This is a genomic window from Nonomuraea sp. CA-141351, from assembly GCF_050944675.1.
In the GTDB taxonomy this organism is placed as follows: domain Bacteria; phylum Actinomycetota; class Actinomycetes; order Streptosporangiales; family Streptosporangiaceae; genus Nonomuraea.
The window spans coordinates 4,920,136-4,940,318 of record NZ_CP191982.1; the positions used below are offsets into that span (position 1 = coordinate 4,920,136).

At 69.9% G+C, this 20,183-nt stretch carries 23 protein-coding genes; 8 read left to right on the forward strand and 15 right to left on the reverse strand.

The window, feature by feature from the left end; all coding sequences use genetic code 11:
• Nucleotides 1-30: 30 nt before the first annotated feature.
• The 4 genes from ACQPWU_RS23210 to ACQPWU_RS23225 are packed head-to-tail and all read right to left on the reverse strand — an operon-like array spanning nucleotide 31 to nucleotide 5,242.
• On the reverse strand, nucleotides 31-2,136 hold the full coding sequence (locus ACQPWU_RS23210) for an alpha-galactosidase (RefSeq protein WP_433443421.1): 2,106 nt from the start codon (nucleotides 2,134-2,136) through the stop codon (nucleotides 31-33).
• Nucleotides 2,137-2,178: 42 nt separating this feature from the next.
• On the reverse strand, nucleotides 2,179-3,024 hold the full coding sequence (locus tag ACQPWU_RS23215; protein WP_433443423.1) for a carbohydrate ABC transporter permease: 846 nt from the start codon (nucleotides 3,022-3,024) through the stop codon (nucleotides 2,179-2,181).
• The gene (locus ACQPWU_RS23220; protein ID WP_433443425.1) at nucleotides 3,021-3,935 is read right to left on the reverse strand and encodes a carbohydrate ABC transporter permease; all 915 of its coding nucleotides are present in this window, start codon (nucleotides 3,933-3,935) and stop codon (nucleotides 3,021-3,023) included. Before ACQPWU_RS23220 ends, ACQPWU_RS23215 begins: the two co-directional genes overlap by 4 nt.
• On the reverse strand, nucleotides 3,932-5,242 hold the full coding sequence (locus tag ACQPWU_RS23225; RefSeq protein WP_433443427.1) for an ABC transporter substrate-binding protein: 1,311 nt from the start codon (nucleotides 5,240-5,242) through the stop codon (nucleotides 3,932-3,934). Before ACQPWU_RS23225 ends, ACQPWU_RS23220 begins: the two co-directional genes overlap by 4 nt.
• A 164-nt stretch (nucleotides 5,243-5,406) precedes the next feature.
• Between ACQPWU_RS23225 and ACQPWU_RS23230 the strand changes: the two genes are divergently transcribed.
• Nucleotides 5,407-6,582, forward strand: coding sequence for an ROK family protein (locus ACQPWU_RS23230; protein ID WP_433443429.1), 1,176 nt, complete (start codon nucleotides 5,407-5,409; stop codon nucleotides 6,580-6,582).
• 19 nt (nucleotides 6,583-6,601) lie between these two features.
• The gene (locus tag ACQPWU_RS23235; protein ID WP_433443431.1) at nucleotides 6,602-8,329 is read left to right on the forward strand and encodes a beta-galactosidase; all 1,728 of its coding nucleotides are present in this window, start codon (nucleotides 6,602-6,604) and stop codon (nucleotides 8,327-8,329) included.
• Here the strand turns inward: ACQPWU_RS23235 and ACQPWU_RS23240 are convergent.
• A complete protein-coding gene (locus ACQPWU_RS23240) occupies nucleotides 8,319-9,521 on the reverse strand; it encodes a cytochrome P450 (protein WP_433443433.1) in 1,203 nt (400 codons plus the stop codon). The genes ACQPWU_RS23235 and ACQPWU_RS23240 overlap by 11 nt on opposite strands.
• A gap of 82 nt (nucleotides 9,522-9,603) precedes the next feature.
• Between ACQPWU_RS23240 and ACQPWU_RS23245 the strand changes: the two genes are divergently transcribed.
• The gene (locus tag ACQPWU_RS23245; RefSeq protein ID WP_433443435.1) at nucleotides 9,604-10,260 is read left to right on the forward strand and encodes a TetR/AcrR family transcriptional regulator; all 657 of its coding nucleotides are present in this window, start codon (nucleotides 9,604-9,606) and stop codon (nucleotides 10,258-10,260) included.
• Here ACQPWU_RS23245 and ACQPWU_RS23250 read toward each other — a convergent pair.
• On the reverse strand, nucleotides 10,255-10,428 hold the full coding sequence (locus tag ACQPWU_RS23250; RefSeq protein WP_433443437.1) for a VOC family protein: 174 nt from the start codon (nucleotides 10,426-10,428) through the stop codon (nucleotides 10,255-10,257). The two genes, ACQPWU_RS23245 and ACQPWU_RS23250, sit on opposite strands and share 6 nt — an antisense overlap.
• An 11-nt stretch (nucleotides 10,429-10,439) precedes the next feature.
• Between ACQPWU_RS23250 and ACQPWU_RS23255 the strand changes: the two genes are divergently transcribed.
• Entirely contained in the window at nucleotides 10,440-11,693 is a 1,254-nt protein-coding gene (locus ACQPWU_RS23255; protein WP_433443440.1) for a serine hydrolase domain-containing protein, read from the forward strand.
• A 367-nt stretch (nucleotides 11,694-12,060) separates the two neighbouring features.
• Nucleotides 12,061-13,830 (forward strand): ABC transporter ATP-binding protein, encoded by a 1,770-nt coding sequence (locus ACQPWU_RS23260; protein ID WP_433443442.1) that lies wholly within the window; start codon nucleotides 12,061-12,063, stop codon nucleotides 13,828-13,830.
• A gap of 53 nt (nucleotides 13,831-13,883) precedes the next feature.
• Here ACQPWU_RS23260 and ACQPWU_RS23265 read toward each other — a convergent pair whose 3' ends face one another.
• Both ACQPWU_RS23265 and ACQPWU_RS23270 read right to left on the reverse strand, forming a co-directional pair.
• Nucleotides 13,884-14,387, reverse strand: a complete 504-nt coding sequence (locus tag ACQPWU_RS23265) for a dienelactone hydrolase family protein (protein ID WP_433445273.1) — start codon at nucleotides 14,385-14,387, stop codon at nucleotides 13,884-13,886.
• Nucleotides 14,294-14,605, reverse strand: coding sequence for a dienelactone hydrolase family protein (locus ACQPWU_RS23270; protein ID WP_433443444.1), 312 nt, complete (start codon nucleotides 14,603-14,605; stop codon nucleotides 14,294-14,296). Before ACQPWU_RS23270 ends, ACQPWU_RS23265 begins: the two co-directional genes overlap by 94 nt.
• A 40-nt stretch (nucleotides 14,606-14,645) precedes the next feature.
• On the opposite strand from ACQPWU_RS23270, the gene ACQPWU_RS23275 reads away from it, so the two are divergent.
• Nucleotides 14,646-14,882 carry a hypothetical protein gene (locus ACQPWU_RS23275; RefSeq protein ID WP_433443447.1) on the forward strand — a complete coding sequence of 79 codons (237 nt, stop codon included), beginning with the start codon at nucleotides 14,646-14,648 and terminating at the stop codon, nucleotides 14,880-14,882.
• A gap of 39 nt (nucleotides 14,883-14,921) precedes the next feature.
• Here ACQPWU_RS23275 and ACQPWU_RS23280 read toward each other — a convergent pair whose 3' ends face one another.
• Both ACQPWU_RS23280 and ACQPWU_RS23285 read right to left on the reverse strand, forming a co-directional pair.
• Complete coding sequence (locus ACQPWU_RS23280) at nucleotides 14,922-15,737, reverse strand: PhzF family phenazine biosynthesis protein (protein WP_433443450.1); 816 nt, start codon at nucleotides 15,735-15,737, stop codon at nucleotides 14,922-14,924.
• 118 nt (nucleotides 15,738-15,855) lie between these two features.
• Nucleotides 15,856-16,776: an LLM class flavin-dependent oxidoreductase gene (locus ACQPWU_RS23285; protein ID WP_433443453.1), complete on the reverse strand. Its 921-nt coding sequence runs from the start codon at nucleotides 16,774-16,776 to the stop codon at nucleotides 15,856-15,858.
• Nucleotides 16,777-16,855: 79 nt separating this feature from the next.
• On the opposite strand from ACQPWU_RS23285, the gene ACQPWU_RS23290 reads away from it, so the two are divergent.
• Nucleotides 16,856-17,497 (forward strand): winged helix-turn-helix transcriptional regulator, encoded by a 642-nt coding sequence (locus tag ACQPWU_RS23290; RefSeq protein ID WP_433443455.1) that lies wholly within the window; start codon nucleotides 16,856-16,858, stop codon nucleotides 17,495-17,497.
• A 347-nt stretch (nucleotides 17,498-17,844) separates the two neighbouring features.
• Here ACQPWU_RS23290 and ACQPWU_RS23295 read toward each other — a convergent pair whose 3' ends face one another.
• A complete protein-coding gene (locus tag ACQPWU_RS23295) occupies nucleotides 17,845-18,480 on the reverse strand; it encodes a TetR/AcrR family transcriptional regulator (protein WP_433443458.1) in 636 nt (211 codons plus the stop codon).
• An 80-nt stretch (nucleotides 18,481-18,560) separates the two neighbouring features.
• On the opposite strand from ACQPWU_RS23295, the gene ACQPWU_RS23300 reads away from it, so the two are divergent.
• Nucleotides 18,561-18,863, forward strand: coding sequence for a putative quinol monooxygenase (locus ACQPWU_RS23300; RefSeq protein WP_433443460.1), 303 nt, complete (start codon nucleotides 18,561-18,563; stop codon nucleotides 18,861-18,863).
• A gap of 188 nt (nucleotides 18,864-19,051) precedes the next feature.
• Here the strand turns inward: ACQPWU_RS23300 and ACQPWU_RS23305 are convergent, their stop codons facing one another.
• Genes ACQPWU_RS23305 through ACQPWU_RS23320 form a run of 4 tightly spaced genes read right to left on the reverse strand, consistent with a single transcriptional unit; the run spans nucleotide 19,052 to nucleotide 20,176 of the window.
• Nucleotides 19,052-19,207: a hypothetical protein gene (locus ACQPWU_RS23305; RefSeq protein ID WP_433443462.1), complete on the reverse strand. Its 156-nt coding sequence runs from the start codon at nucleotides 19,205-19,207 to the stop codon at nucleotides 19,052-19,054.
• Nucleotides 19,204-19,605 (reverse strand): tetratricopeptide repeat protein, encoded by a 402-nt coding sequence (locus ACQPWU_RS23310; RefSeq protein WP_433443464.1) that lies wholly within the window; start codon nucleotides 19,603-19,605, stop codon nucleotides 19,204-19,206. Before ACQPWU_RS23310 ends, ACQPWU_RS23305 begins: the two co-directional genes overlap by 4 nt.
• Nucleotides 19,602-19,910: a DUF6596 domain-containing protein gene (locus ACQPWU_RS23315; protein WP_433443465.1), complete on the reverse strand. Its 309-nt coding sequence runs from the start codon at nucleotides 19,908-19,910 to the stop codon at nucleotides 19,602-19,604. Before ACQPWU_RS23315 ends, ACQPWU_RS23310 begins: the two co-directional genes overlap by 4 nt.
• Nucleotides 19,889-20,176 carry a sigma factor-like helix-turn-helix DNA-binding protein gene (locus tag ACQPWU_RS23320; RefSeq protein ID WP_433443467.1) on the reverse strand — a complete coding sequence of 96 codons (288 nt, stop codon included), beginning with the start codon at nucleotides 20,174-20,176 and terminating at the stop codon, nucleotides 19,889-19,891. The genes ACQPWU_RS23315 and ACQPWU_RS23320 overlap by 22 nt, the downstream gene beginning before the upstream one ends.
• Nucleotides 20,177-20,183 lie beyond the last annotated feature (7 nt).

Genomic DNA, 20,183 nt, shown 5'->3' on the forward strand with positions numbered 1-20,183 from the left:
AATTTTCAAGCAGCTTCCGAAACTTGCGCCTTACAGGGCGATGAGGTGGACCAGCACGGATTCGTCGGGGAACAGAGGTGGTACGGCGATGCCCGAGGCGGCCAGCGCCGAGCCGGGCAGGACGAAGTCGCCGCTCATCCAGGCCGGGGCCGTCCCGTGCGCGGTCACGGGCATGAGCGGACGCACCGAGTAGACGGCCGCCGGGTCGAGGCCGGGCAGCCGGACGCGGCCCGGCGGCCAGGTGGATGGGCGGTCCAGCATGGCGATCTCATAGATGGCCTCGGTGGCGCCGGGGGCGACCACGCCATGGGCCTGCACACTCTCGGGGACGTCGTCGACGCGGACCACGGCGCCGGTGTGGAGCAGATGGCGGTGCCGTTTGTGCAGGGTGATCCAGGCGGCCAGGTCGTCGAGTTCGCCGTCGGCGAGCGTGGTGAGGTCCCACTCGATCCCGTAGTGGCCGAAGAACGCGGTCGCGGCGCGGAAGGGCAGATCGTGCCGGCGGCCGGTGGTGTGGGAGCGGCCGGCGCCGACGTGGCTGCCGATCAGCTCGGGCGGCAGCAGTTGCCCGGTCCAGCGCATGATCTGCCGGCGTTCGGCCGGGTCGATGCAGTCGCTGGCCCAGACGCGGTCGGTGCGTTCCAGGATGCCGAGGTCCACGCGGCCCCCACCGCCAGAGCACGACTCGATCTCCAGGCGCGGATGTTCGGCCCGGATCTCGTCGAGCAGCCGGTAGACGGCGTGGGTCTGGGCATGGACGGCGGCCCGGCCGGCCCGGATCGCAGATCCGGCATCCACGAGGTCGCGGTTGTGGTCCCATTTGATGAAGTCGAGGTCGTACTCGCCGATCAGGGCGAGCAGCCGTTCCTTGATGTAGGCGTGGGCCTCGGGGTTGGTCAGGTCCAGGACCTGCTGGTGCCTGGCGGGTGGCGGCAGGCGGTCGCCGGTCCGCAGGACCCAGTCGGGCCGGGCGCGGGCCAGGTCGGAGTCCGGGCTGATCATCTCGGGTTCGAGCCAGAGCCCGAACTGCATGCCGAGCTCCTTGACCCGTTCGACCAGCGGATGCAGTCCGCCGGGCCAGACGTCCGGGTCGACGTACCAGTCCCCGAGCCCGGACGTGTCGTCGCGGCGGCCCTTGAACCAGCCGTCGTCGAGCACGAACCGCTCGACCCCGGCCCGGGCGGCACGGTCGGCGAGATCGAGCAGGCGGTCCAGGTCATGGTCGAAGTAGACGGCCTCCCAGGTGTTGAGCACGACGGGCCGGGCTGAGGAGGGGTGGGAGGGGCGGGCGCGCAGGTGGTCGTGGAAGCGGCGGGCCGCCTGGTCGAGGCCGCGGCCGTAGGCGGCGTAGAGCCACGGGGTCCGATAGGTCTCGCCGGGCGGCAGGATGATCTCGCCGGGCAGGAGCAGTTCGCCGCCGCCCAGCATGGTGCGGCCGGTGGAGGTGCGTTCGGCGTAGTGACGGTGGTTGCCGCTGAAGCCGACGTGCAGGCCCCACGCCTCGCCGCGCTGGAAGCCGAGGTCGGCGGTGCCCGCGAGCAGGACGGTGGCGGCGTCGGCGCCGGTCCGGCCGCGGCGGTTCTCGCGCAGGTGGGTGCCGACGGTGAGGGGGCGCCGCTGGGGGATGCGTTCCTTGGCCCATCGTCCGGCCTGGTCGAGCAGGTCGGTGGGCGTGCCGGCGACGGGGAAGGCGAGGTTGAGCGCGTCCAGGGTGTAGGGCAGCTCGTGCTGGTTGCGCAGGTCCGCCCGTGCCCGGAGGAGGCCCGAGCGGTCGAGTTCGAGGATGATCGTGAGGGTGAGACGGGCATGCTCGTCCCGGGCGGTGGCGGTGAGGGTCTGGCCGGCCTGCTGATAACTGACACGGGTGAAAGCAGGTGACCAGTTCTGTCCCTGGTGGTGGCCGGACAGCCCGGGCATGCCCATCCAGCCGGTACGGGCCTCTGGCACCAGCGGAGTCCGTACGGGCACGTCGACAGTGGTGTCCGGCCGGGGGCGGAGCTCGGCCGCCAGGTGAGCCAGCGCCTCGTCGTCGAGGACGCCCAGGTCCGGCCCCCAGTGCAGGAGCGCGGGCAGGGCGTCGGACGGGCACTCGATGACCACGGACACACCGGCGGTTCTGAAGTGCAGGATCTGCATGAACGGCTTTCTGTGAGGCGGAGCGGAGGTCGTGACGCGTCGTCAGCCCTTCAACCCTCCGCTGAGCAGGTCGAGTCGCCAGAAGCGCTGCAGGAACAGCAGCAGGGCGATGAGCGGGATCACCGACACGGCTGCGCCGATGATGGCGATGCCGTACAGGGCGGGCTGGCCCGAGCCCTTGCTGAGCAGGGTGTACAGGCCCACGGTGATCGGGAACTTGGTCTCGTCCGACAACATGATGTACGGCAGCAGGAAGTTGTTCCAGGTCCCGACGAACTGCAGCAGGAAGATCGTCACCATGCCGGGGATCATCATGGGCAACCCGATCGAGCCGAGGATGCGATACTCGCCCGCCCCGTCGATCCTGGCCGCCTCCATCGTCGCGTCCGGGACGGACCCCATCGCGTACACCCTGGCCAGGTAGATGCCGAACGGCGAGATGAGGCCCGGCAGCAGGACCGACCAGTAGCCGCCCACCAGGTCGACCTCGGACATGATCAGGTACTGCGGGATGGCCAGCGTCATGCCGGGTACGAGGACGCCGGCCAGGATGGCGTAGAACAGCAGGTTCCGGCCGCGGAACTCGTACTTGGCCAGGGCGTACCCGGCCAGCGTCGAGATCAGGGTCGAGACCGCGGAGCCGGCGACCGCGTACAGGACGCTGTTGGCCGTCCACCGCAGGTAGAGGCCGTTCCCGTACGTGAACAGCTTGCCCAGGTTGTCCAGCAGGCCCGTTCCGGGGGCGAAGGTGAACGTCGAGAACAGCTCGCCGCTCGACTTGGTCGAGGCCACGAGCACCCAGGCGACGGGCACCAGGCAGTAGATCGCACCGATGAGCAGGACGAGAGTGGGGAGGATCTTGGCGCGCCGGTGGGGGACCACGGTCACTGCATGCCTCCGAACGCCCGCTTCTGGGTGACCTTCAGGAGCACGACCGAGACCACGAGGGTGCCCGCGGCCAGCAGGACGGAGGCGGCCGAGGCCAGCGGCAGGTCGTCCCTGATGAAGGCGTTGCGGTAGATGTGCATCAAGGGCACCCAATCCTGGGAGATCTCCGTGGTCATCGGTCTCACGGTGGTCGGCTCGCCGTACACCTGCAGCGTCCCGATCAGCGCGAACAGTCCGGTGAGCACGAGCGCGGGCGCCACCAGCGGGATCTTGATCCGCCAGGCGATCTGCCATTCGGAGGCTCCGTCGATGCGCGCCGCGTCGTACAGCTCCGCCGGGAGGCCACGCAGCGACGTGAAGATAATGATCATGTTGAAGCCGACGCCGCCCCACACCGCGATGTTGGCCAGCGACGGGTAGATGCCGCCCGCCCCCAGGAACGGGATCTCGCCCAGCCCCAGCTCCCGGGTCAGGAAGCTGAACGGGCTGGTCGAGGGCAGGTACATGAAGCCCCACAGCAGCGAGGCCGTCACGCCCGGGACGGCGTACGGGATGAAGATCGCCGTGCGCGAGAACCTCCTGGCCCGCGAACCGGCGTGGTCGAGGAGCAGCGCGAACAGCAGCGCCAGCCCGAGCGTGAGCGGCACGCTGATCAGGCCGTAGAGGGCGAGCCTGCCGAAGCCGGCGAAGAACTCGGGGTCGGTGAACGTCTTGACGTAGTTGTCGAGCCCGACGAAGACCTCCTCGCGCGTGCCGAAGATGCCCTTGCCGGTCAGCCGCAGGCCGCGCGCGCTGAGGTAGATCGCGTAGCCGATGGGGATCGCCAGAAATGCCAGGAAGAGGAGCGCGGCGGGCGCGACGAACAGGTACGGCGCCCGGGACGCGCGGTCGGCCCTAGTCGTGGCGGTCATGGACTCGCGACCTTGAAGCCGGTGGTCTTCATGTCCTCCACCACGAGGTTCTGCGTCTTCGTCAGCGCGTCCCTCAGCGGGGTGTGGTCCTTGATCGCGGCGGAGACGGCGTCCTGGTACGCGCTCTTGGCGGTGTTGACGTTCGGCCCCCAGCTGATGTGCGGGATCGTGCGCTGGGCCGCCTTGGTGGCGATGTCCCAGTAGTCCTTCTGGTTGGCCGTCAGCTTGGGCGGCGGACTGCTGCTCGCGGCCTGCTGACCGGCCAGCGACGCCGGGTACTCGCCCAACGAGATCTGGACGTCGTACGCCGCCTTGTTGGTGTTCATCCACTTGGCGAACGTGGCCGCGGCCTCGGGGTGCTTGGAGGCCTTGGTGACGGTCAGCGCGGAGCCGCCCTGGAAGGCCACCCGGTCGTCGCCCGCCTTCCACTGGGGGAGAGGCGCGATGGCCCAGTCGCCCGCCTGCTTCTCCGCGACCGAGTACAGCACGCCCGGCGCCCACAGGGCGCTCGGCCAGGTGAGGATCTTGCCCTTGTTCAGCTTGTTGTTCCACTCGGGGGTGAGCAGTGGCTGGGCCTTGACGAGGTCCTTGTCGATGAGCCCCTGCCAGAAGTCGGCCACCTCAAGGGAGGCCTGGTCGGCGATGCCCACCGTCCACGTCTGGTCCTGGACCTTCCACCAGGAGGCGCCGGCTTGCTGGGCCAGCCCGGCGAAGTTGCCGAACTCCGCCGGCGCGAAGGTCGCGAGATAGGCCTCCGGGTCCTTCTTGCGCACGTCCGCCGCGACCTTCGCGAAGTCCTGCCAGGTGGCGGGCGGCTCGATCTTCAGCTCCTGGAAACGTTTCTTGTTGTAGACCAGGACCATCGGGCCGACGTCCTGCGGCACCCCGTAGACGGCGCCGTCGAAGCTGGTCAGGTCCCACACTTCCGGGCTGAAGGCGGCCTTCACGTCGCCGGTGTAAGCGGAGATGTCGGCCAGCGCTCCCGCTACGATCATGGAAGGCAGGGTGTCGTATTCCATGCAGGCGGCGTCGGGGCCGTTGCCTGCCCGGTTCGCTGTGAGCAGTTTGGTCGCCGTGTCCGTGCCGCCGCCCACGTCGGTGTGCTTGACCTGGATGTTCGGGTGGGTCTTGTTGAACGCCTCGACCTTGGCCTTCTGGGGCGTGCCCCAGCACCAGAACTCCAGCGTGACCGGCCCGGCCTCCGCCGCCGGCGTGCCGGTGCTCCCGGGCGTGCCCGACGAGCAGGCCGCCAGGACGGCGGCCGTGCCGAGCGCGGCGATGGAGCCGCCGAGCCTCGTGATACGCATCCGTGCCTCCTTCATACGAAGCGAGCTGGCTTCGCAACAAAGCCAACTTAGAGACAAGGTGAGAGTAATGTCACTACGTATCGCACTTTTCGGAGATTTTACCGTGAAGGTGCGGTTACGCGGTGGACATGATAGTTTCGCCGCAAAGCCAACAGGGGGCGCTGATGGGGGTTGGGACCGGGAGCTGGTCCGGCATGTGGGACGACCTGCCCGACGCGGCACGCTCCATCGTCAAGGAGCTCATCATCCACGGTCCCGCGTCCAGGACCGCGCTGGCCAGGACGTTGCGCCTGTCGACAGGCAGCCTGACGAGACTGACCAAGCCCATGATCGATGCCGGGCTCCTCGTCGAAGGCGAGGTGGTGCACGACCCGGTCAACGGCCGCCCGACCCGCCCCCTGGACGTGGCCGCGGGCGAGCACCGCTTCTTCGGCGTCAAGCTGACCGCGGACCACGTCCACGCCGTCGTCACCGACCTGCGCGCGGAGATCGTCGCGGCTCGCGACGAGCCGATCTCCGACCACACTCCTGAGGCCGTGTGCCGCCAGGCCAGGCGGCTGCTCGACGAGCTGTCCGGCGGCGGCAGACCACCCGTCGGCGCCGGTGTCACACTCGCCGGCGACGCCCGCGCCGCGGTTCAGCTCGGCGGCGAACGGCTGGTCGACTCGGCTTTCCTCGGCTGGCGGCAGGTGCCGCTCAAGCCGCTGCTCGAGCAGGCGCTGGGCGTCCCGTGTGCGGTCAAGAACGACGTGGCGGCGCTGGCCCACCAGCATCACTGGTTCGGCGCGGCCCGCGGGTTGCGTGACTTCGCGCTCGTGTCGATCGGGGCGGGGATCGGCTACGCCCTCGTCGTGCACGATCACCTGGTGACCGCGACCGAGGCGGACCTCGGCATGTTCGCCCACCTGGTACTGAACGGCGGCGGACCGATGTGCCGGGAAGGCCACCGCGGATGCGCCGCCGCGTACCTGTCCAGCGAGTCGGTCGTGACCGCCGCCGGGCAAGGGCTGCGGCGGCCGGTGACGTACGAGGAGGTGATGCGCCTGGCCGCGGGAGGGGACAAGGTGTGCCTCAGCGTCGTCGGCGAGGCCGCGGCCGCTCTCGGCAGGCTCATCGCGCACATCGCGACGTTCTCCATGGTCAAGAGGGTGATCGTGGCCGGCGAAGGCGTTGAACTGGCCCGCGTCGCGAAGGACGACCTCGACCGGGCCCTCAGCGCGGACCGGCGCGGCGTGGCGAACTCGGCCGATGTGATCATCGAGGCGGACGACGACTTTCGCGAATGGGCCCGTGGCGGCGCGGTGGTCGCCATCCAGAGCTTCGTCACCGGCAGCGACTAGACATCACCAAGGAGAGAGCGTGTTCTTCGGCGGAGACTACAACCCCGAACAGTGGCCCGAGGACGTCTGGCAGGAGGATGTCGAGCTGATGTGCCAGGCGCGTGTCAATCTCGCCACCGTGGGGGTCTTCTCGTGGTCGCGACTTGAGCCGTCGGAGGGGGTCTACGAGTTCGGATGGCTCGATCGTGTGCTCGACCTGCTGCACGACAACGACATCCAGGTCAACCTGGCGACCCCGACCGCGTCTCCGCCGCCCTGGTTCACTCTGTCCTACCCGGACGCGATGCCGGTCCGTGCCGACGGGGTCCGGCTCGCCCATGGCAGCCGCGACACGTACTGCGTCAACGCTCCCGCGTACCGGGAGGCCTCACGCCGCATCGTGACGGCGCTCGCCGAGCGGTACGGCGCGCACCCGGCGACGGCCATGTGGCACGTGCACAACGAGTACGGCACGATCTGCCACTGCGATCACTGCGCGGCGGCCTTCCGCGCCTGGCTGCGTGACCGGCACAAGTCCCTCGACGCGCTCAACGACAGGTGGACCACGGCGTTCTGGAGCCAGTACTACTCGTCGTGGGAGCAGATCCTGCCGCCGCGGGCCACCCAGTACCGGGCGAACCCCGCCCAACTGCTGGACTACCGCCGGTTCTGCTCCGACGCGCTGCTCGCCCACTACCGCGAGCAGCGCGACATCCTGCGCGTTCACGGCGACCAGCCGGTGACCACCAACTACGTGATGGCCGGATGGACGCCCCTGGACCACTGGAAATGGTCGGCCGAGGTCGATCTCGTGGCGATCGACCACTACACCGACGAACCCGGCGACGGCGGCCTCGCCCAGATCGCCTTCGCCTCCGACCTCGCCCGCTCCTGGGCGCGCGGGAAGCCGTGGATCCTGATGGAGCAGGGCGTCGCGGCCATGTACACCCCCGAGCGGACACTCACGCTGGAGCCGGGAGAGCACGTCCGGCGCAGCCTCGAGTACGTGTCCCGTGGGGCCGCCGGGGTGCTGCACTTCCAGTGGCGGGCCTCACGCGGCGGGTCGGAGCAGTGGCACCAGGGCATGGTCCCGCACGCGGGCGCCGACAGTCGTGTCTTCCGCGAGGTCACGGAACTTGGCCGGACACTCAGCACTCTGCCTCCGGCGCGTCCCGCCGAGGCCGCCGAGGTGGCCATCCTCTGGGACGACGAGGCAGGCTGGGCGCTCCAGAACCCCGCCCTCCCCGCCACCGGGCTGGACTTCCGTGTGTCGGTGGAGCAAGCGCACCGGGTGCTGTGGCGGCACGACATCACCGCCGACTTCGTCCACCCGTCCCACGACATTTCACGCTATCGGGCTGTCCTGGTGCCGTCCCTCTACCTGATCTCCGACGAGGCCGCCGCCAACCTCGTCGCGTACGTCGAAGGCGGCGGCACCTTGATCGTGTCGTACTTCAGCGGCGTCGTGGACCCCGACACCCGCGTCCGGCTGGGCGGCTACCCCGGCGCCCTGCGCGACCTCCTCGGTGTCCGCGTCGAGGAGTTCCACCCGCTGACCGGCCCCGTGACGCTGTCCGACGGGACGACCGGCGACTTCTGGAGCGAGGCCGTCCGGTTGACGGGCGCCACGGCGACCGCGACGTACGCCGACGGCCGCCCGGCGGTCACCCGGCATCAGATGGGATCGGGCACCGCCTGGTACGTCTCGACCAGGCTGGACGCACCCGGCTACGCCAAGCTCCTGGCACAGGCCGGCGTCACCAGGTGACGGGCAGCTCGTGCATGCCGTAGACGCTGGCGTCGTCCTTGAACCCGAGCTGCTCGGCGGGGACGGCCAGCCGCAGGCCGGGGATCCGCCGGAACAGGGTGTTGAAGACGATCTCCAGCTCCACGCGGGCGAGGCTCTGGCCCAGGCACTGGTGCGGGCCGAAGCCGAACGCCAGGTGGCTGCGAGCGTCGCGCTCGATGTCGAACCTGTCGGCGTCCGCGAACACCTCCGGGTCGCGGTTGCCGGCGTTCGCCAGCGTGAGCACGCCTTCTCCCGCGGGGATGACCGTGCCGCCGAGCTCCACATCCTCGATGGCCACGCGCATGATGGCGAACTCGGCGATGGTGAAGTGCCGCAGGAGCTCCTCGACCGCGCCCGGCGTCTTGCCCGGGTCCTCGCGCAGCGCGGCGAGGGAGTCGGGGTGCTGCAGCAGCATGTACGTGCCCAGCGAGATCATGTTAGCCGTGGTCTCGTGCCCGGCGATCAGCAGCAGGAACGCCAGGCTGAGCAGTGCGCCATGGTCCACCCCGCCGCTCTCACGCTGCTTGAGCACCTGGCGGCCGAGCAGGTCGTCGGTGGGGTCCTCCTCCTTGGCCCTGATCAGCTTGTCCAGGTAAATGGCCAGCTCAAGGGACGCGTGCTGCCGTTCCTGCGCCGTGATGGTGCGGTTGAGCAACTGCGCTGAGTGCGTCTGGAAGAAGTCGTGCTCGTCGTATGGCACGCCGAGCAACTCGCAGATCACCAGTGAGGGCACCGGCAGGGCCAGCGCCCGCACGAGGTCGACCGGGCGCGGGCCGTCCAGCATGGCGTCGAGGTGCTCGTCCACGATCTGCTGGATGCGCGGCCGCAGAGCCGCCATGCGCCTGACGGTGAACTCCCCGATCACGGCGCGACGCGCGTGACCGTGCTCGGGCGGGTCCATCTCCAGCATCATCTTGGGCAGGGGAGACTGGCCCGGCCCCATCTCGCCGTTCAGCCTGGGGGCGTTGGGATGGCGGCGGTCGGCGGTGAAGCGCGGGTCGCTCAGGACCGTGCGGATGTCCTGATAACGGGCGGCGACCCAGGCGGCCGAACCCCCAGGCAGCGTGACCTTGGTGACCGGCTGCTCACGCAGGAAGCGAAGGTGCTGCTCGGGCGGAGCGTACGGGCAGGTGCGGGTGATCTGGAGCGTCTCAGCGGAGTCAGCGGTCACGATTGTCCCCAATCAGCATGCCATTCCAACTTCCCTACATCCGTAGGCTAACCTACAGATGTAGGCCACAGTACACTGAGGCGTGGCCCTCCCCAGAGACAGAGACAGCGAACTGACCGACCCGCGGGTGCGCCGCACACAGGCGGCCCTGCAACGCACGCTGATCGACCTCGTCCAGGACCGCGACCTGTCCCGGATCAGCGTCGCCGATGTCGCCGAACGCGCCGGGGTGAGCCGCTCCACGTTCTACGACCACTACCGTGACGTGCACGAACTGGCCGAGGCAGCCTGCACCACGATGATCGACGACCTGATCGAGGCCATACCCGACCCCGGCACCGGGGACACCCCGCACGCGGCCCCCGACACCCTGCTGACCTTCTTCGCCCACCTCGACGAGCACGCCGGCCTTTACCGCAGCGTGCTCGGACCCCAGGGGAGCGCGCGCGTCATCGACCACGTACGCCGCCGCGCCACCGTCGCGGCCTACCTCGGCGCGCGCCGGGCCGTCACCGGCGAGGACTCCCCATCGCCCACCGACTACACGGTCCACGTTCCGCACGACGTGCCCGCCGCGTTCACCGCGGGAGCGCTCATCGGCGTCGCCACCGACTGGCTTCAGCACGGATGCCCGCGCTCGCCCGCCGAGATGGCCGCCCTGACCCGGCCGCTGCTGATGACTCTTTACCGCGAAGACGACCGGCCCTCCCCGGCGAACGCCGGCCCTCAGTGCTCATAGACCAGCAACGAAGCAGAACTCGTTGCCTTCCGGGTCGGCCATGACTTGGAAGGAGCCCTGATCGTCGCACCGGCGACCGCCGGCCATAAGGATGTCCGGAAATCTGCTGCTAGCGACCGATATTAAGGTGTTTGTGGTAGTAATTGCCTCTTGATGTTCCCGAGTCATCGGAGGAAATTGTGGCGTCCCTCAGCCGACGCAGGTTGTTCCAGGCGAGCGCCGGCATGGTGCCCGTTCTCGCCCTGGGCGCTCGGCCAGCGGAGGCCGCATCGGCCGCGCTCGTCACCACGGGTGTCGTCCCGTCGCAGCTCGCCGGGTTCGACGCGGCGGTGAAGAAGTACATCCAGGAGCGCAACATCACCTGCGCGCAGCTCGCGGTGGCCCGGAAGGGGAAGATCCTGCTGGCCCGCGGCTACGGGACGTACACCCGGAACGGGGTCGCGACCAAGGTGCAGCCGACCTCGCTGTTCCGGGTCGCCAGCCTGAGCAAGAGCCTCACCGGGGCGGCCATCGCGAGGCTGGCCCAGGACGGCAAGCTGACTCTGGGCACCCCCGTCACCAAACTGCTCGGGCTGTCCGCCACGGCGGACCCCCGGCTGGCGAACGTGACCCTGTGGCGGCTGCTCCAGCACACCGGCGGCTGGGACAGCGCCGTGTCGTTCGACCCGCTCTGGTACGACTACGCGATCTCGGCCGCGCTCGACGCGCCGCTGCCGATCGGCCACGACGACATCATGGAGTTCACCACCGGGCGCAAGCTCGACTTCGCGCCCGGCTCGCGTTACGCCTACAGCAACTACGGATACATGCTGCTCGGCCGGATCATCGCGAAGGTGTCGGGGCAGAGCTACGAGTCGTACATCCAGCAGAAGCTGCTCGCGCCACTGAAGATCACCCGTCCCCGGCTCGGCCGCAGCCTGGCCGCGCAGGCCTTCCCGGGCGAAGTGACGTACGAGTCGAAGTACACCCGCAAGACAGTCCTCGGCGGGGACGGCACCATCGTGCCTTTCCCCTACGGCGGCTTCAACATGGCCAACCAGGACGCCAACGGCGGATGGCTGGCCTCGGCCGTCGACCTGGTCAAGTGGGGCTTCATGTTCGACGCCGCGGGGCCGGTGCTCAACTCCACGTCGCTGTCCCGGGTGTTCGCCAAGCCGGAGACCGGAGTGACCTCGGGCGGGTCGTGGTACGGCTTCGGCTGGCACGTGCGCAACAACAACGTCGGTGGGCTCAACACCTGGCACACCGGCTCGATGCCCGGGACGTTCAGCTTCCTCGCACGGGTCCAGAACGGCGTCAGCTACTGCGCCATCTTCAACCGCAGGGCCGAGGAGGGCACCCCCGAGTTCGACTCCATCGACCCGCTGCTCGGCAAGGCCATCGGCACCGTGACCAGCTGGCCGACGACCGACCTGACGCCCAGGTACTTCTGACGCAAGGCCCCGATCCCGCATTCCAGGGCGCGGGATCGGGGATTCCGCTCATTCACGGCTGACGATGATCGGTTCGGTCGGTATCAAGACCGGCCGCCGGAGGGAAATCCGTCGCCGGCCCGGTACGCGCGGTCGAGCCCGAGGACGTGGGCACGGCCCCGATCGGCGTCAGCCTTGATCAGGACTCAAAACGGCGCCAACCTGTACATCCCCACCTCCGCGGCCCTGGGTGGCCAGAAAATCGCTCGCTCCCCGTGCGCACGCTGCGGCACCATGGCCACGGCGGCGTCGGCATTCGGGAGGGCGGATGGCTGTGCTCGGATCAGTCGGGGACTCCGGAGATGGTCCATCTGTACGAAGGTCGGCGGTGCTGCTGGCACTGCGCTACTACTGCGGTGAGCTGACGCGCCAGTGGCGGGTCACGGTGCCCGCGCTGACGCTGCCGGCGACGGGGAACATCTGCCTGTTCTACCTGGCGCCGCTGGCGGTGGCCGGGCTTGTCGGGCATCTGTCCGGTGGCGGGGACGGCTCCGTCGACGCGCTACTGCCCTACGTGCTCGGCTTCGGCGCGCTGCTGCTGGCGGGCGAGGCGCTGTGGCGGGTGGGACTGCACTTCCTGAACCGTATGGACGCCCGGGGCATCGAGCGGCTCAGCGTGGTGGGCATGGACGAGCTGCTGGCCAAGGATGCCGCGTTCTTCCATGACAACTTCGCAGGTTCGCTGACCAAACGGGTGCTGGGGTTCTCCGGCAGGTTCGAGGAATTCGCCGACACGCTCACGTTCTCGATCATGGCGAAGGTGGTGCCGCTGGTCTTCGCTTCGGTGGTGCTGTGGCAGTATGACCCGCTGCTGGTCCTTGTTCTCGTGGGCCTCATCATCGTCACCGGCTTTCTCGTCGCCCCGCTCGTTCGCCGCCGCCAACGGCTGGTCGACCAGCGCGAGGCCGCCAAGGTGCTGGTGTCGGGCCACGTCGCCGATGTGCTCTCCAACATGGAGACCGTCCGGGCGTTCGCCGCCGAGGACCGCGAAGCCACCGAACACCGGGCCAGGATCGCGGAGCAGCAGAGGCTGACGCTCCGTTCCTGGGATTACGGCAACCTCCGGGTGGACACCGTTGTCGCCCCCATATCGGTCCTCACCAGTGCCGTGGGCCTGCTCCTTGCGGTGGCGCTCCGAGGCGGTCTGGGTGTGGAGGCCATCGTGGTGACGTTCACCTACTACTCGAACACGATCAGCATCATGTTCGAGTTCAACCAGATATACCGGCGCATGGAGAGCACGCTCACCGAAGCGGCCCAGTTCACCGAACTGCTCCTCGTACCGGCGACCGTGGTGGATCCGGCCGACCCGCAGCCGCTGCGCCCGGCGGACGCAGGCGTCCGGTTCGAGCAGGTGAGGTTCGCCCACGCCGAGGGCCCGCCCCTGTTCGAGGGCCTCGACCTGGACATCCCCAGCGGCACCAAGATCGGGCTGGTCGGCCGGTCCGGCGGCGGCAAGACCACCCTCACCCGGCTGTTGCTGCGCCTCATGGACATCGACGGAGGCCGGATCCTCATAGGTGGCCAGGACATCACCCGGCTACGCCAATCCGACCTGCGCAGCCTGATCGCCTACGTCCCTCAGGAGCCCGCCATGTTCCACCGGTCGGTGCGTGACAACATCGCGTTCGCCCGGCCGGGTGCGACCGATGCCGAGATCCTCCAGGCCGCGCAGGCGGCGCATGTCACGGAGTTCGCCGAGTCTCTGCCGGACGGATTCGACACCCTGGTCGGCGAGCGCGGCGTCAAACTCTCCGGCGGCCAGCGGCAACGCGTCGCCCTCGCCCGCGCCATCCTGCGCGACGCTCCGATCCTGCTGCTGGACGAGGCGACCAGCGCCCTCGACTCCGAGAGCGAAATCCTCGTCCAGGAAGCCTTGTGGCACTTGATGCGGGACCGTACCGCGCTCGTGGTCGCCCACCGTCTGAGCACCGTCGTCCGCATGGATCAGCTCGTCGTGCTCGACCAGGGACGCATCGTGGAGCAGGGCACCCACAGCGAGCTGCTCCAGAGCGAAGGTTCCTACGCCCGGCTCTGGCATCACCAATCCGGTGGCTTCCTGGTCGAGGACGACACCCCGGACGCGCTCCATCGTTGACCGGCGCCCCAGTCGTGAGATGACCCCCGATGGGGGCAGCCGTCCGGCCACGCTCAGCGCCGGGCCTCGGCCGGGGGGAGCTGCCCGGTGGTCTGGTGCAGGTGTTCGGCGAAGAATGCGTCGATGCGATCCCACGCGTCGTCGGCGGCCTCCTGCCGGAACCCGGCCTTGGCGAGGATCCGCGTGATGAGCAGCGGCTTGTGCCTGTTGAGGAAGCCGTGTCCGGCATCGGGGTATTCGCGCACGTCGTGCGGGACGTCCAGACTGGTCAGCGCCTCTTCCAGGCGGGCGGCGGCGCCCCGCAGGCTGGCGTCCCGTCCGCCGTAGCTCGCCACGACCGGGCACACGCCCGTCAACGCCTGGGCGGCGTCCTTGGGGATCATGCCGTAGTTGACGGCGGCCGCCGCGTAGTCCGACTGCGCCGCGGCGAGGAGCGCGAAGCCGCCCCCGGAGCAGAAGCCGATCACCCCGATGCGGCCGGTGCAGTCCGCTCGTCCGGCGAGCCACGTCCGTGCGGACTCCAGCTCGTCGAAGCTCCGCCCGCGCTGCGCGGACAGCTCCCGGAAGGCTCCCGGAAGGAGCGCATGACGCAGCGCAGCCGGGAGGCGCCGGTCTGCAGGTCGGGGGCGAAGGCGAGCAGGCCGGTGCCCGCGAACCGCTCGGCGTGGGCACGGATGTCGTCGTTCAGCCCGTACGCCTCGTGGATCACGATGACCCCGGGCCACGGCCCGGGACCCGACGGGACGGCCAAGTGGCCGGGCGGCGCGCGCATCATCGCCGAGTCCGGTCACCCCAGCCGGCTGGTGGACCGCCTGGTGGACGCCGGTCTCGTCCAGCGGCGCATCCCCTCGGACGACCGCCGCCGCGTCGAGCTCACACTGACCCCGCGGGGGCGGGCCCTGACCTCTGAGATCATCCAGGCCCAGCAATCGATGCTGGCCTGGGGCGCGGAGGCGCTCGCCGGCCACGACGTGCCCGCCGTCCTGGCGGCCCTGCACGCCATCCTCCGCGACAGCCCTCTGGCGGACGTCCTCGGCGTCACCTCCGAGTGACAGCCTGGGGGGCATCGGCCCTTGTCACGCGGCGGCGGCTCATCCCGTGGCGAGAGTGGCGAAGCCGCCGACGTCGACGCGCACGCCTGCGGGGCCGGTCTCGGCGGTGGCGGTGACGGAGGAGGGGCTGGACAGGGAGTCGCCCATGTCGACGGTGAGGGTGGTGAAGCCCCGGCGGGACAGGTGGCCGGCCAGGCAGGCGGTGCTGTTGGCGTTGGCGATGTCCTCGGGCACGCCGATCGACGGGGCGAACATGCGGGCGGCGGCCCGCCCGTCCGCGGTGGGGACGGTGTGGACGTAGCAGCCGAGCAGGCCGAGGCGGTCGCAGGCCTCGCGTAGGCGGTCCTGGTCGGGCGCCAGGGCGGCCAGGTCCGCGCGGGTCGGGACGGGGATGAGCATCCGGGGCCGTCCCACGGACGCGACGACGGGCGGCCCGGCGAGCGTGGGAAAGAGGGGCAGGATCAGCTCGCGCTCGGGGACGGTGGCCTCTCTGAGCGTGACCGGGCCCGGGTCGAACGACGCCTGGAGCCCTTCGGCCCGCCGCACGGCCCGCCCGGCGAACGAGCGGCCGCCCGCGTGCAGGGTGGTCGCGTACTCCGGTTGCCCGGAGCGGTCCGCGAGCACCGCCAGCGCGGCGACCGTTCCGTGGCCGCAGGCGGGCAACTCGCCCTCGGCGGTGAAGAACCGCAGCGACACGTCCCCATGGCGTTCCGACACGAACACGGCATGCGACGTCCCCCACGCCGCCGGCACGGCGCGACGCTCGTCGTCGGTGAACGCGCCCTCCGGCAGGACGGCGGTGGGGCTGCCGCCGTGGCCGTCGCGCAAACACGCGTGCACGATGCTTACCGACATCACCGGAAGATCGTAACTTACGTGACATATCGGGGACCGTGGCGACCTCTCGCCGGGGCCTGGAGCACGATCCCACGTGGGCGCGGCCGGTCTCGACGTGGAAGGCGGGTTCGTTCCGTCAGCGGAGTTTGGGCAGTACATCGGCGGCGAGGCGATCCATCTGCTCGAAGTCGTCGAACATCGGGTTGAGCAGGATCATGTCGGCACCGGCGTCGATCACGTCGCGGATGCCCCGCACGCAGTCGTCCGGCGTGCCCGCCACGGCCACCGGGGCCAGGTCTCTCAGCCCGAAATAGCCGTAGAGAGCATCGAGTGAGGCGGCGATCCGTTCGCGGGCACGGGCGGCGTCGTCGTCCACGGCGATGTAGATCCGCTTGGCGATCGGGAAGCCGGCGGGGTCGCGCTGCTGGTCGTGGAGCGCCTGCCGGATGATGCGCACATACTCGGCGAACTGCGCCGTGGTAGTGGAACCCGCCCCGAAGAAGCCGTCGCCGAGACGGACGGCTCGCTGCAGCGATGCCGGTGCGGTGGCGCCGAACCAGATGGGCGGGTGCGGCTTCTGGTAGGTCTTCGGCTCCATCGCCGCGTCGGACAACCGCCAGAACCGCCCGTCGAAGTCGACCCGGTCTTCACTCCAGAGCTCCTTCATCAGTCGCAGCCCTTCGGTGAAACGCGCGACGAAACTGTCCGGCTCCACGCCGAAGGCCGCGAACGGCCGGAACCCCCCGCCGGTGGTGATCGCGATATCGAGCCGGCCGCGGCTGAGCTGGTCGAGCGAGCTCAGACTCTTGGCCAGGTGAACCGGGCTGTGCAGCGAGCTGATGAACGCGGCACAGCCGAGCCGGATCCGATCGGTGCAGGCGGCGGCGTAGGTCATGGTCTCGACCGGCCCGAGATGCGGCATGGTGCCGAGCGGCTGCTCGCCGGTCCAGGCGCTGTGGAAGCCGAGTTCCTCGGCGCGGGCGAGATACCGCCGCAGCGCGGCGGGGTCGAAGCTGCCGTCGGAGACGTACTGCGGGATGGAGATGGCGAATCGCATGGATCGAACCGTACGCCCGCTTGGTTACGAAATACAAGTGAATGGTGATGAAAGAGAAGCAGGTGCTAAGCTTCCGCTCGTGCGAAGCTACGGCGAGGCGTGTGCCACAGCCCATGCACTCGACCTGGTCGGCGAGCGGTGGGCGCTGCTCGTGGTGCGCGATCTGCTGCTCGGCCCCAAGAGGTTCTCCGACCTCGAACGCGGCATGCCCGGGATCAACGCCCGGATCCTCGCCCAGCGGCTCCGCGAGCTGGAGGAGGCCGGCGTGGTCCGGCGACGCCGGCTCGGGCCGCCCGTCAGCGCGACGGTGTACGAGCTGACCGAGTGGGGGGCCGACCTGAGACCGGTCATCACGCACCTCGGCCGATGGGGCCGCCGGTCGCCTCGGCTCGACCCGGACGCCGACATCGGCGCCGACGCGGCGGTCCTCGCGCTACGCCAGCGTTTCGACCCCGACGCCGTCCCCGGCCTGACCGCCACGTACGCGCTGCGTTTCGAGTACGACCAGTTCACGATCCAGGTCACCGGCGGAAACCCGCACATCACCCGCGAGGACCCGGCCGACCCCGACGCCGTTCTGATCACCGACCCCCGTACGTTCGGCGCGCTCGTGACGAAGCGGCTGACCGTCCCCGAGGCGCTTGCGCAGGAACGGTTGACGGTCACCGGAGACAGAGCGGCCGTCGAGCGGCTGTTCGCGGCCGTGCCGGGCGGGGGCTGAACGAAGCGCTGCTCTGACGAGCCGGAATTCTTCCCCAGGGTCAGTCGCCGTCCTGGACCGGCGCGCCGACGTCGCGTCACGGGAGGTGAGACCCCCTGGAGATCCTCGCGACGCCCCGTCGTGATCGTCGCTCACGTCGCAGATGGGCATGAGCGGCGTCGATCGGTGCTGGGCGGCCTGGCCATCGTCAACGCCTACTCCTGGCGTTCTTCGACCGGCACCTCGCAGGCCGCCCGGCAGCGCTTTGACCGGGGCGTCGAAGCTGTACCCGGAAGTGTCGATGATCACCAGAGCGCGGCCGTAGGCACGCCGAACCCGCAGCGCCCCCCCGGTCCCGATGCGGCCCCCTATTTCGGCGCCGCGCCCGAACCATCGCCGGCCCTCTGACCGGCGGCTGACGGCCAGGCTTGAAGGGCGGCCTCGGCGATCTGCTTCAGGTCGGTCCGTGCGGCGCCGTCGCGGGCTTGGGCGGACATGCCTTGGATGACGGCCGCGTAGAAGGTCGCGAGGGCGCGAGCGTCGGTGTGGGCAGGGAGCGCTCCTGCCCGTACGTCGGCGGCGATCTTGTCTTCGAGCGCGCGGGCGCCCGCGGCGCGGAGTTCGCGCAGATGCGCGGCGATGTCGGCGGACTGCGGGGAGCAGTTGGTCGCCGCGGTGATCAGCAGGCAGCCGCGCGGGCGGTCGGGCCTGGTGTAGGCGGCCGCCGCCTCGCGTAGCAGGCGTCCTACGGCGTCGCGGGCGTTCGGCTCCTCGGCCAGTGCGCGTGCGGTGAAGGCGCCGTAGGTGTGGATGTAGCGGTCGAGCGCCTGGAGGAACAGGGCCCGCTTGTCGCCGAAGGCCGCGTAGAGGCTGGGCGCGCCGATGCCGAGCGCCGTGGTGAGCAGGGTGATCGAGGTCGCCTCGTAGCCGTGCTCCCAGAACACGGTGATGGCGCCCTCAAGAGCCTTGTCGCGGTCGAAGGACCGGGGCCGTCCCGTTCTCATACCCTAATTCTATAGCGATCGTTAGAGAAGTGCGTTACCGTACTTCTCTAACGATCGCTACAGAAGTACGGGAGGCACAGATGATCAACGTGGGAATGCTGGTCCGCTTCGAGGCCAAGCCGGACAAGGTGACCGAAGTCGAGGCCGTACTGAAGTCCGCACTGGAGCAGGTGCGGCAGGAGACGACGACCGTCGTCTGGGCCGCGCTGCGCCTCGGGCCCACGACGTTCGGCGTCTTCGACGCCTTCGCCGACGAGGCCGGTCGCCAGGCCCACCTGGACGCCTACGGCGAGGCGCTGCGCACGGCCGGGGCCGAGCTGGGCGCCGAGGCGCCCTCCATCGAGCGCGTCGACGTCATCGGCGCCAAGCTCCCCGGCGAGTGACCAGAGGCGACGACCGATGACCGCCTGCCGCACGCCGCCCCCGATACGGCGTGCGGCAGGCGCCGCCAGGACATCGCACGACCAGAGCCCACCTTTGAGGAGGCGTCATGAAACAGCACACGTCAACGACATCGAGCTGCGTCCGGTCGGCCCAGGGGAACGGCGGGTCCGCATAGATGTCGAACAGGTCATCCTCCTTGTGGGCGGGCGTGGAGTTGGAGGCGCCGCAGGGTGAGGAGCCCGCCGACGCCCGGGACGAGGGCACGCCATCGGGCGCCGGCCGCGAGCAGGATGATGGAGGCACTGGTCAGGGGCGGGACGGGACGGTCGTTCTCTGCGGTCATGTCCCTGGTTTCCCGTGCCGTGACGGCAACACGGTCCCGGCAGGGCGGGTCGGCCATCCCTGGAGCTTGGACGCGACTTGTTCGAGCCGCCGGGTCAGAAAGCGTCGCTCGGGAGTCGAGGGGGCCAGCTCGAGGGCCCGATGGTAGGCCGCTCGGGCCTCGGCGTCGCGGCCGAGACGCCGCAGCAGCTCGCCGCGGGTGGAGTGGAAATAGAGGTAGCCGTCCAGGTCGAGGCGGTCGCCGGCGCGCAGCGCCGCGGCCGGGTCGCCGGCTTGGGCGAGCGCCGCGGCGCGGTTGAGCTCGGCCACCGGGGAGCCGGTGAGTTCGACCAGCCGCCGATACATCGCGGCGACCTGCGGCCAGTCGATCCGCTCGTGTGTCTGCAGCGACGCGATCACGGCCTGAACGACATAGGCGCCGCGCCCACCCAGCGCGAGCGCCCGATCGAGCACCGCCCGTCCGGCCGCGATCTGGCGCATGTCCCACAGCGGCCGGTCCTGGTCGTCGAGCAGCAAGAGATCTCGCCGGAGAAGCGGGCCCGCCGCCGGGCGTGGTGGATCATCATCAGCGCCAGCAGTCCGTGCGCCTCCGGCTCGTCCGGCATGAGCGCGGTGGGCACTCGCCCCAGGCGGATGGCTTCGGCACCGAGGTCGACCCGCCTGCGGTAGCCCTCGTCGTAGATCAGGAAGATGACGGCGAGCACCGCATCGAGGCGGTCGGGCAGCAGGTGCGCGCCGGGAACCGCGAACGGGATCCGGTCGCCTTGATCTTGGTCTTGGCGCGTGTCAGGCGCCGCTTCATGGTCTCCTCCGAGACCAGGGACGCCCGCGCGATCTCGGCGGTCTCCAGGCCGTCGAGGGCCCGCAGCGTGAGCGCATCTGCCCCTCCAGCGGCAGCCGCCGGGTGGCAGCAGGTGAAGATCAGCTCGAGCCGTTCGTCCTCGATCGCGGTGTCGTCGAAGTCGTCCATGGTGGCC

Excerpts from the sequence above, each read along its gene's own strand:
- ACQPWU_RS23210 (WP_433443421.1), bottom strand. The coding sequence starts at position 2,136 with ATGCAGATCCTGCACTTCAGAACCGCCGGTGTGTCCGTGGTCATCGAG.
- ACQPWU_RS23220 (WP_433443425.1), bottom strand. The coding sequence starts at position 3,935 with ATGACCGCCACGACTAGGGCCGACCGCGCGTCCCGGGCGCCGTACCTG.
- ACQPWU_RS23225 (WP_433443427.1), bottom strand. The coding sequence starts at position 5,242 with ATGCGTATCACGAGGCTCGGCGGCTCCATCGCCGCGCTCGGCACGGCC.
- ACQPWU_RS23230 (WP_433443429.1), top strand. The coding sequence starts at position 5,407 with ATGGGGGTTGGGACCGGGAGCTGGTCCGGCATGTGGGACGACCTGCCC.
- ACQPWU_RS23250 (WP_433443437.1), bottom strand. The coding sequence starts at position 10,428 with ATGACTCGGGAACATCAAGAGGCAATTACTACCACAAACACCTTAATA.
- ACQPWU_RS23270 (WP_433443444.1), bottom strand. The coding sequence starts at position 14,605 with ATGATGCGCGCGCCGCCCGGCCACTTGGCCGTCCCGTCGGGTCCCGGG.
- ACQPWU_RS23280 (WP_433443450.1), bottom strand. The coding sequence starts at position 15,737 with ATGTCGGTAAGCATCGTGCACGCGTGTTTGCGCGACGGCCACGGCGGC.
- ACQPWU_RS23285 (WP_433443453.1), bottom strand. The coding sequence starts at position 16,776 with ATGCGATTCGCCATCTCCATCCCGCAGTACGTCTCCGACGGCAGCTTC.
- ACQPWU_RS23295 (WP_433443458.1), bottom strand. The coding sequence starts at position 18,480 with ATGAGAACGGGACGGCCCCGGTCCTTCGACCGCGACAAGGCTCTTGAG.
- ACQPWU_RS23300 (WP_433443460.1), top strand. The coding sequence starts at position 18,561 with ATGATCAACGTGGGAATGCTGGTCCGCTTCGAGGCCAAGCCGGACAAG.
- ACQPWU_RS23305 (WP_433443462.1), bottom strand. The coding sequence starts at position 19,207 with ATGACCGCAGAGAACGACCGTCCCGTCCCGCCCCTGACCAGTGCCTCC.
- ACQPWU_RS23320 (WP_433443467.1), bottom strand. The coding sequence starts at position 20,176 with ATGGACGACTTCGACGACACCGCGATCGAGGACGAACGGCTCGAGCTG.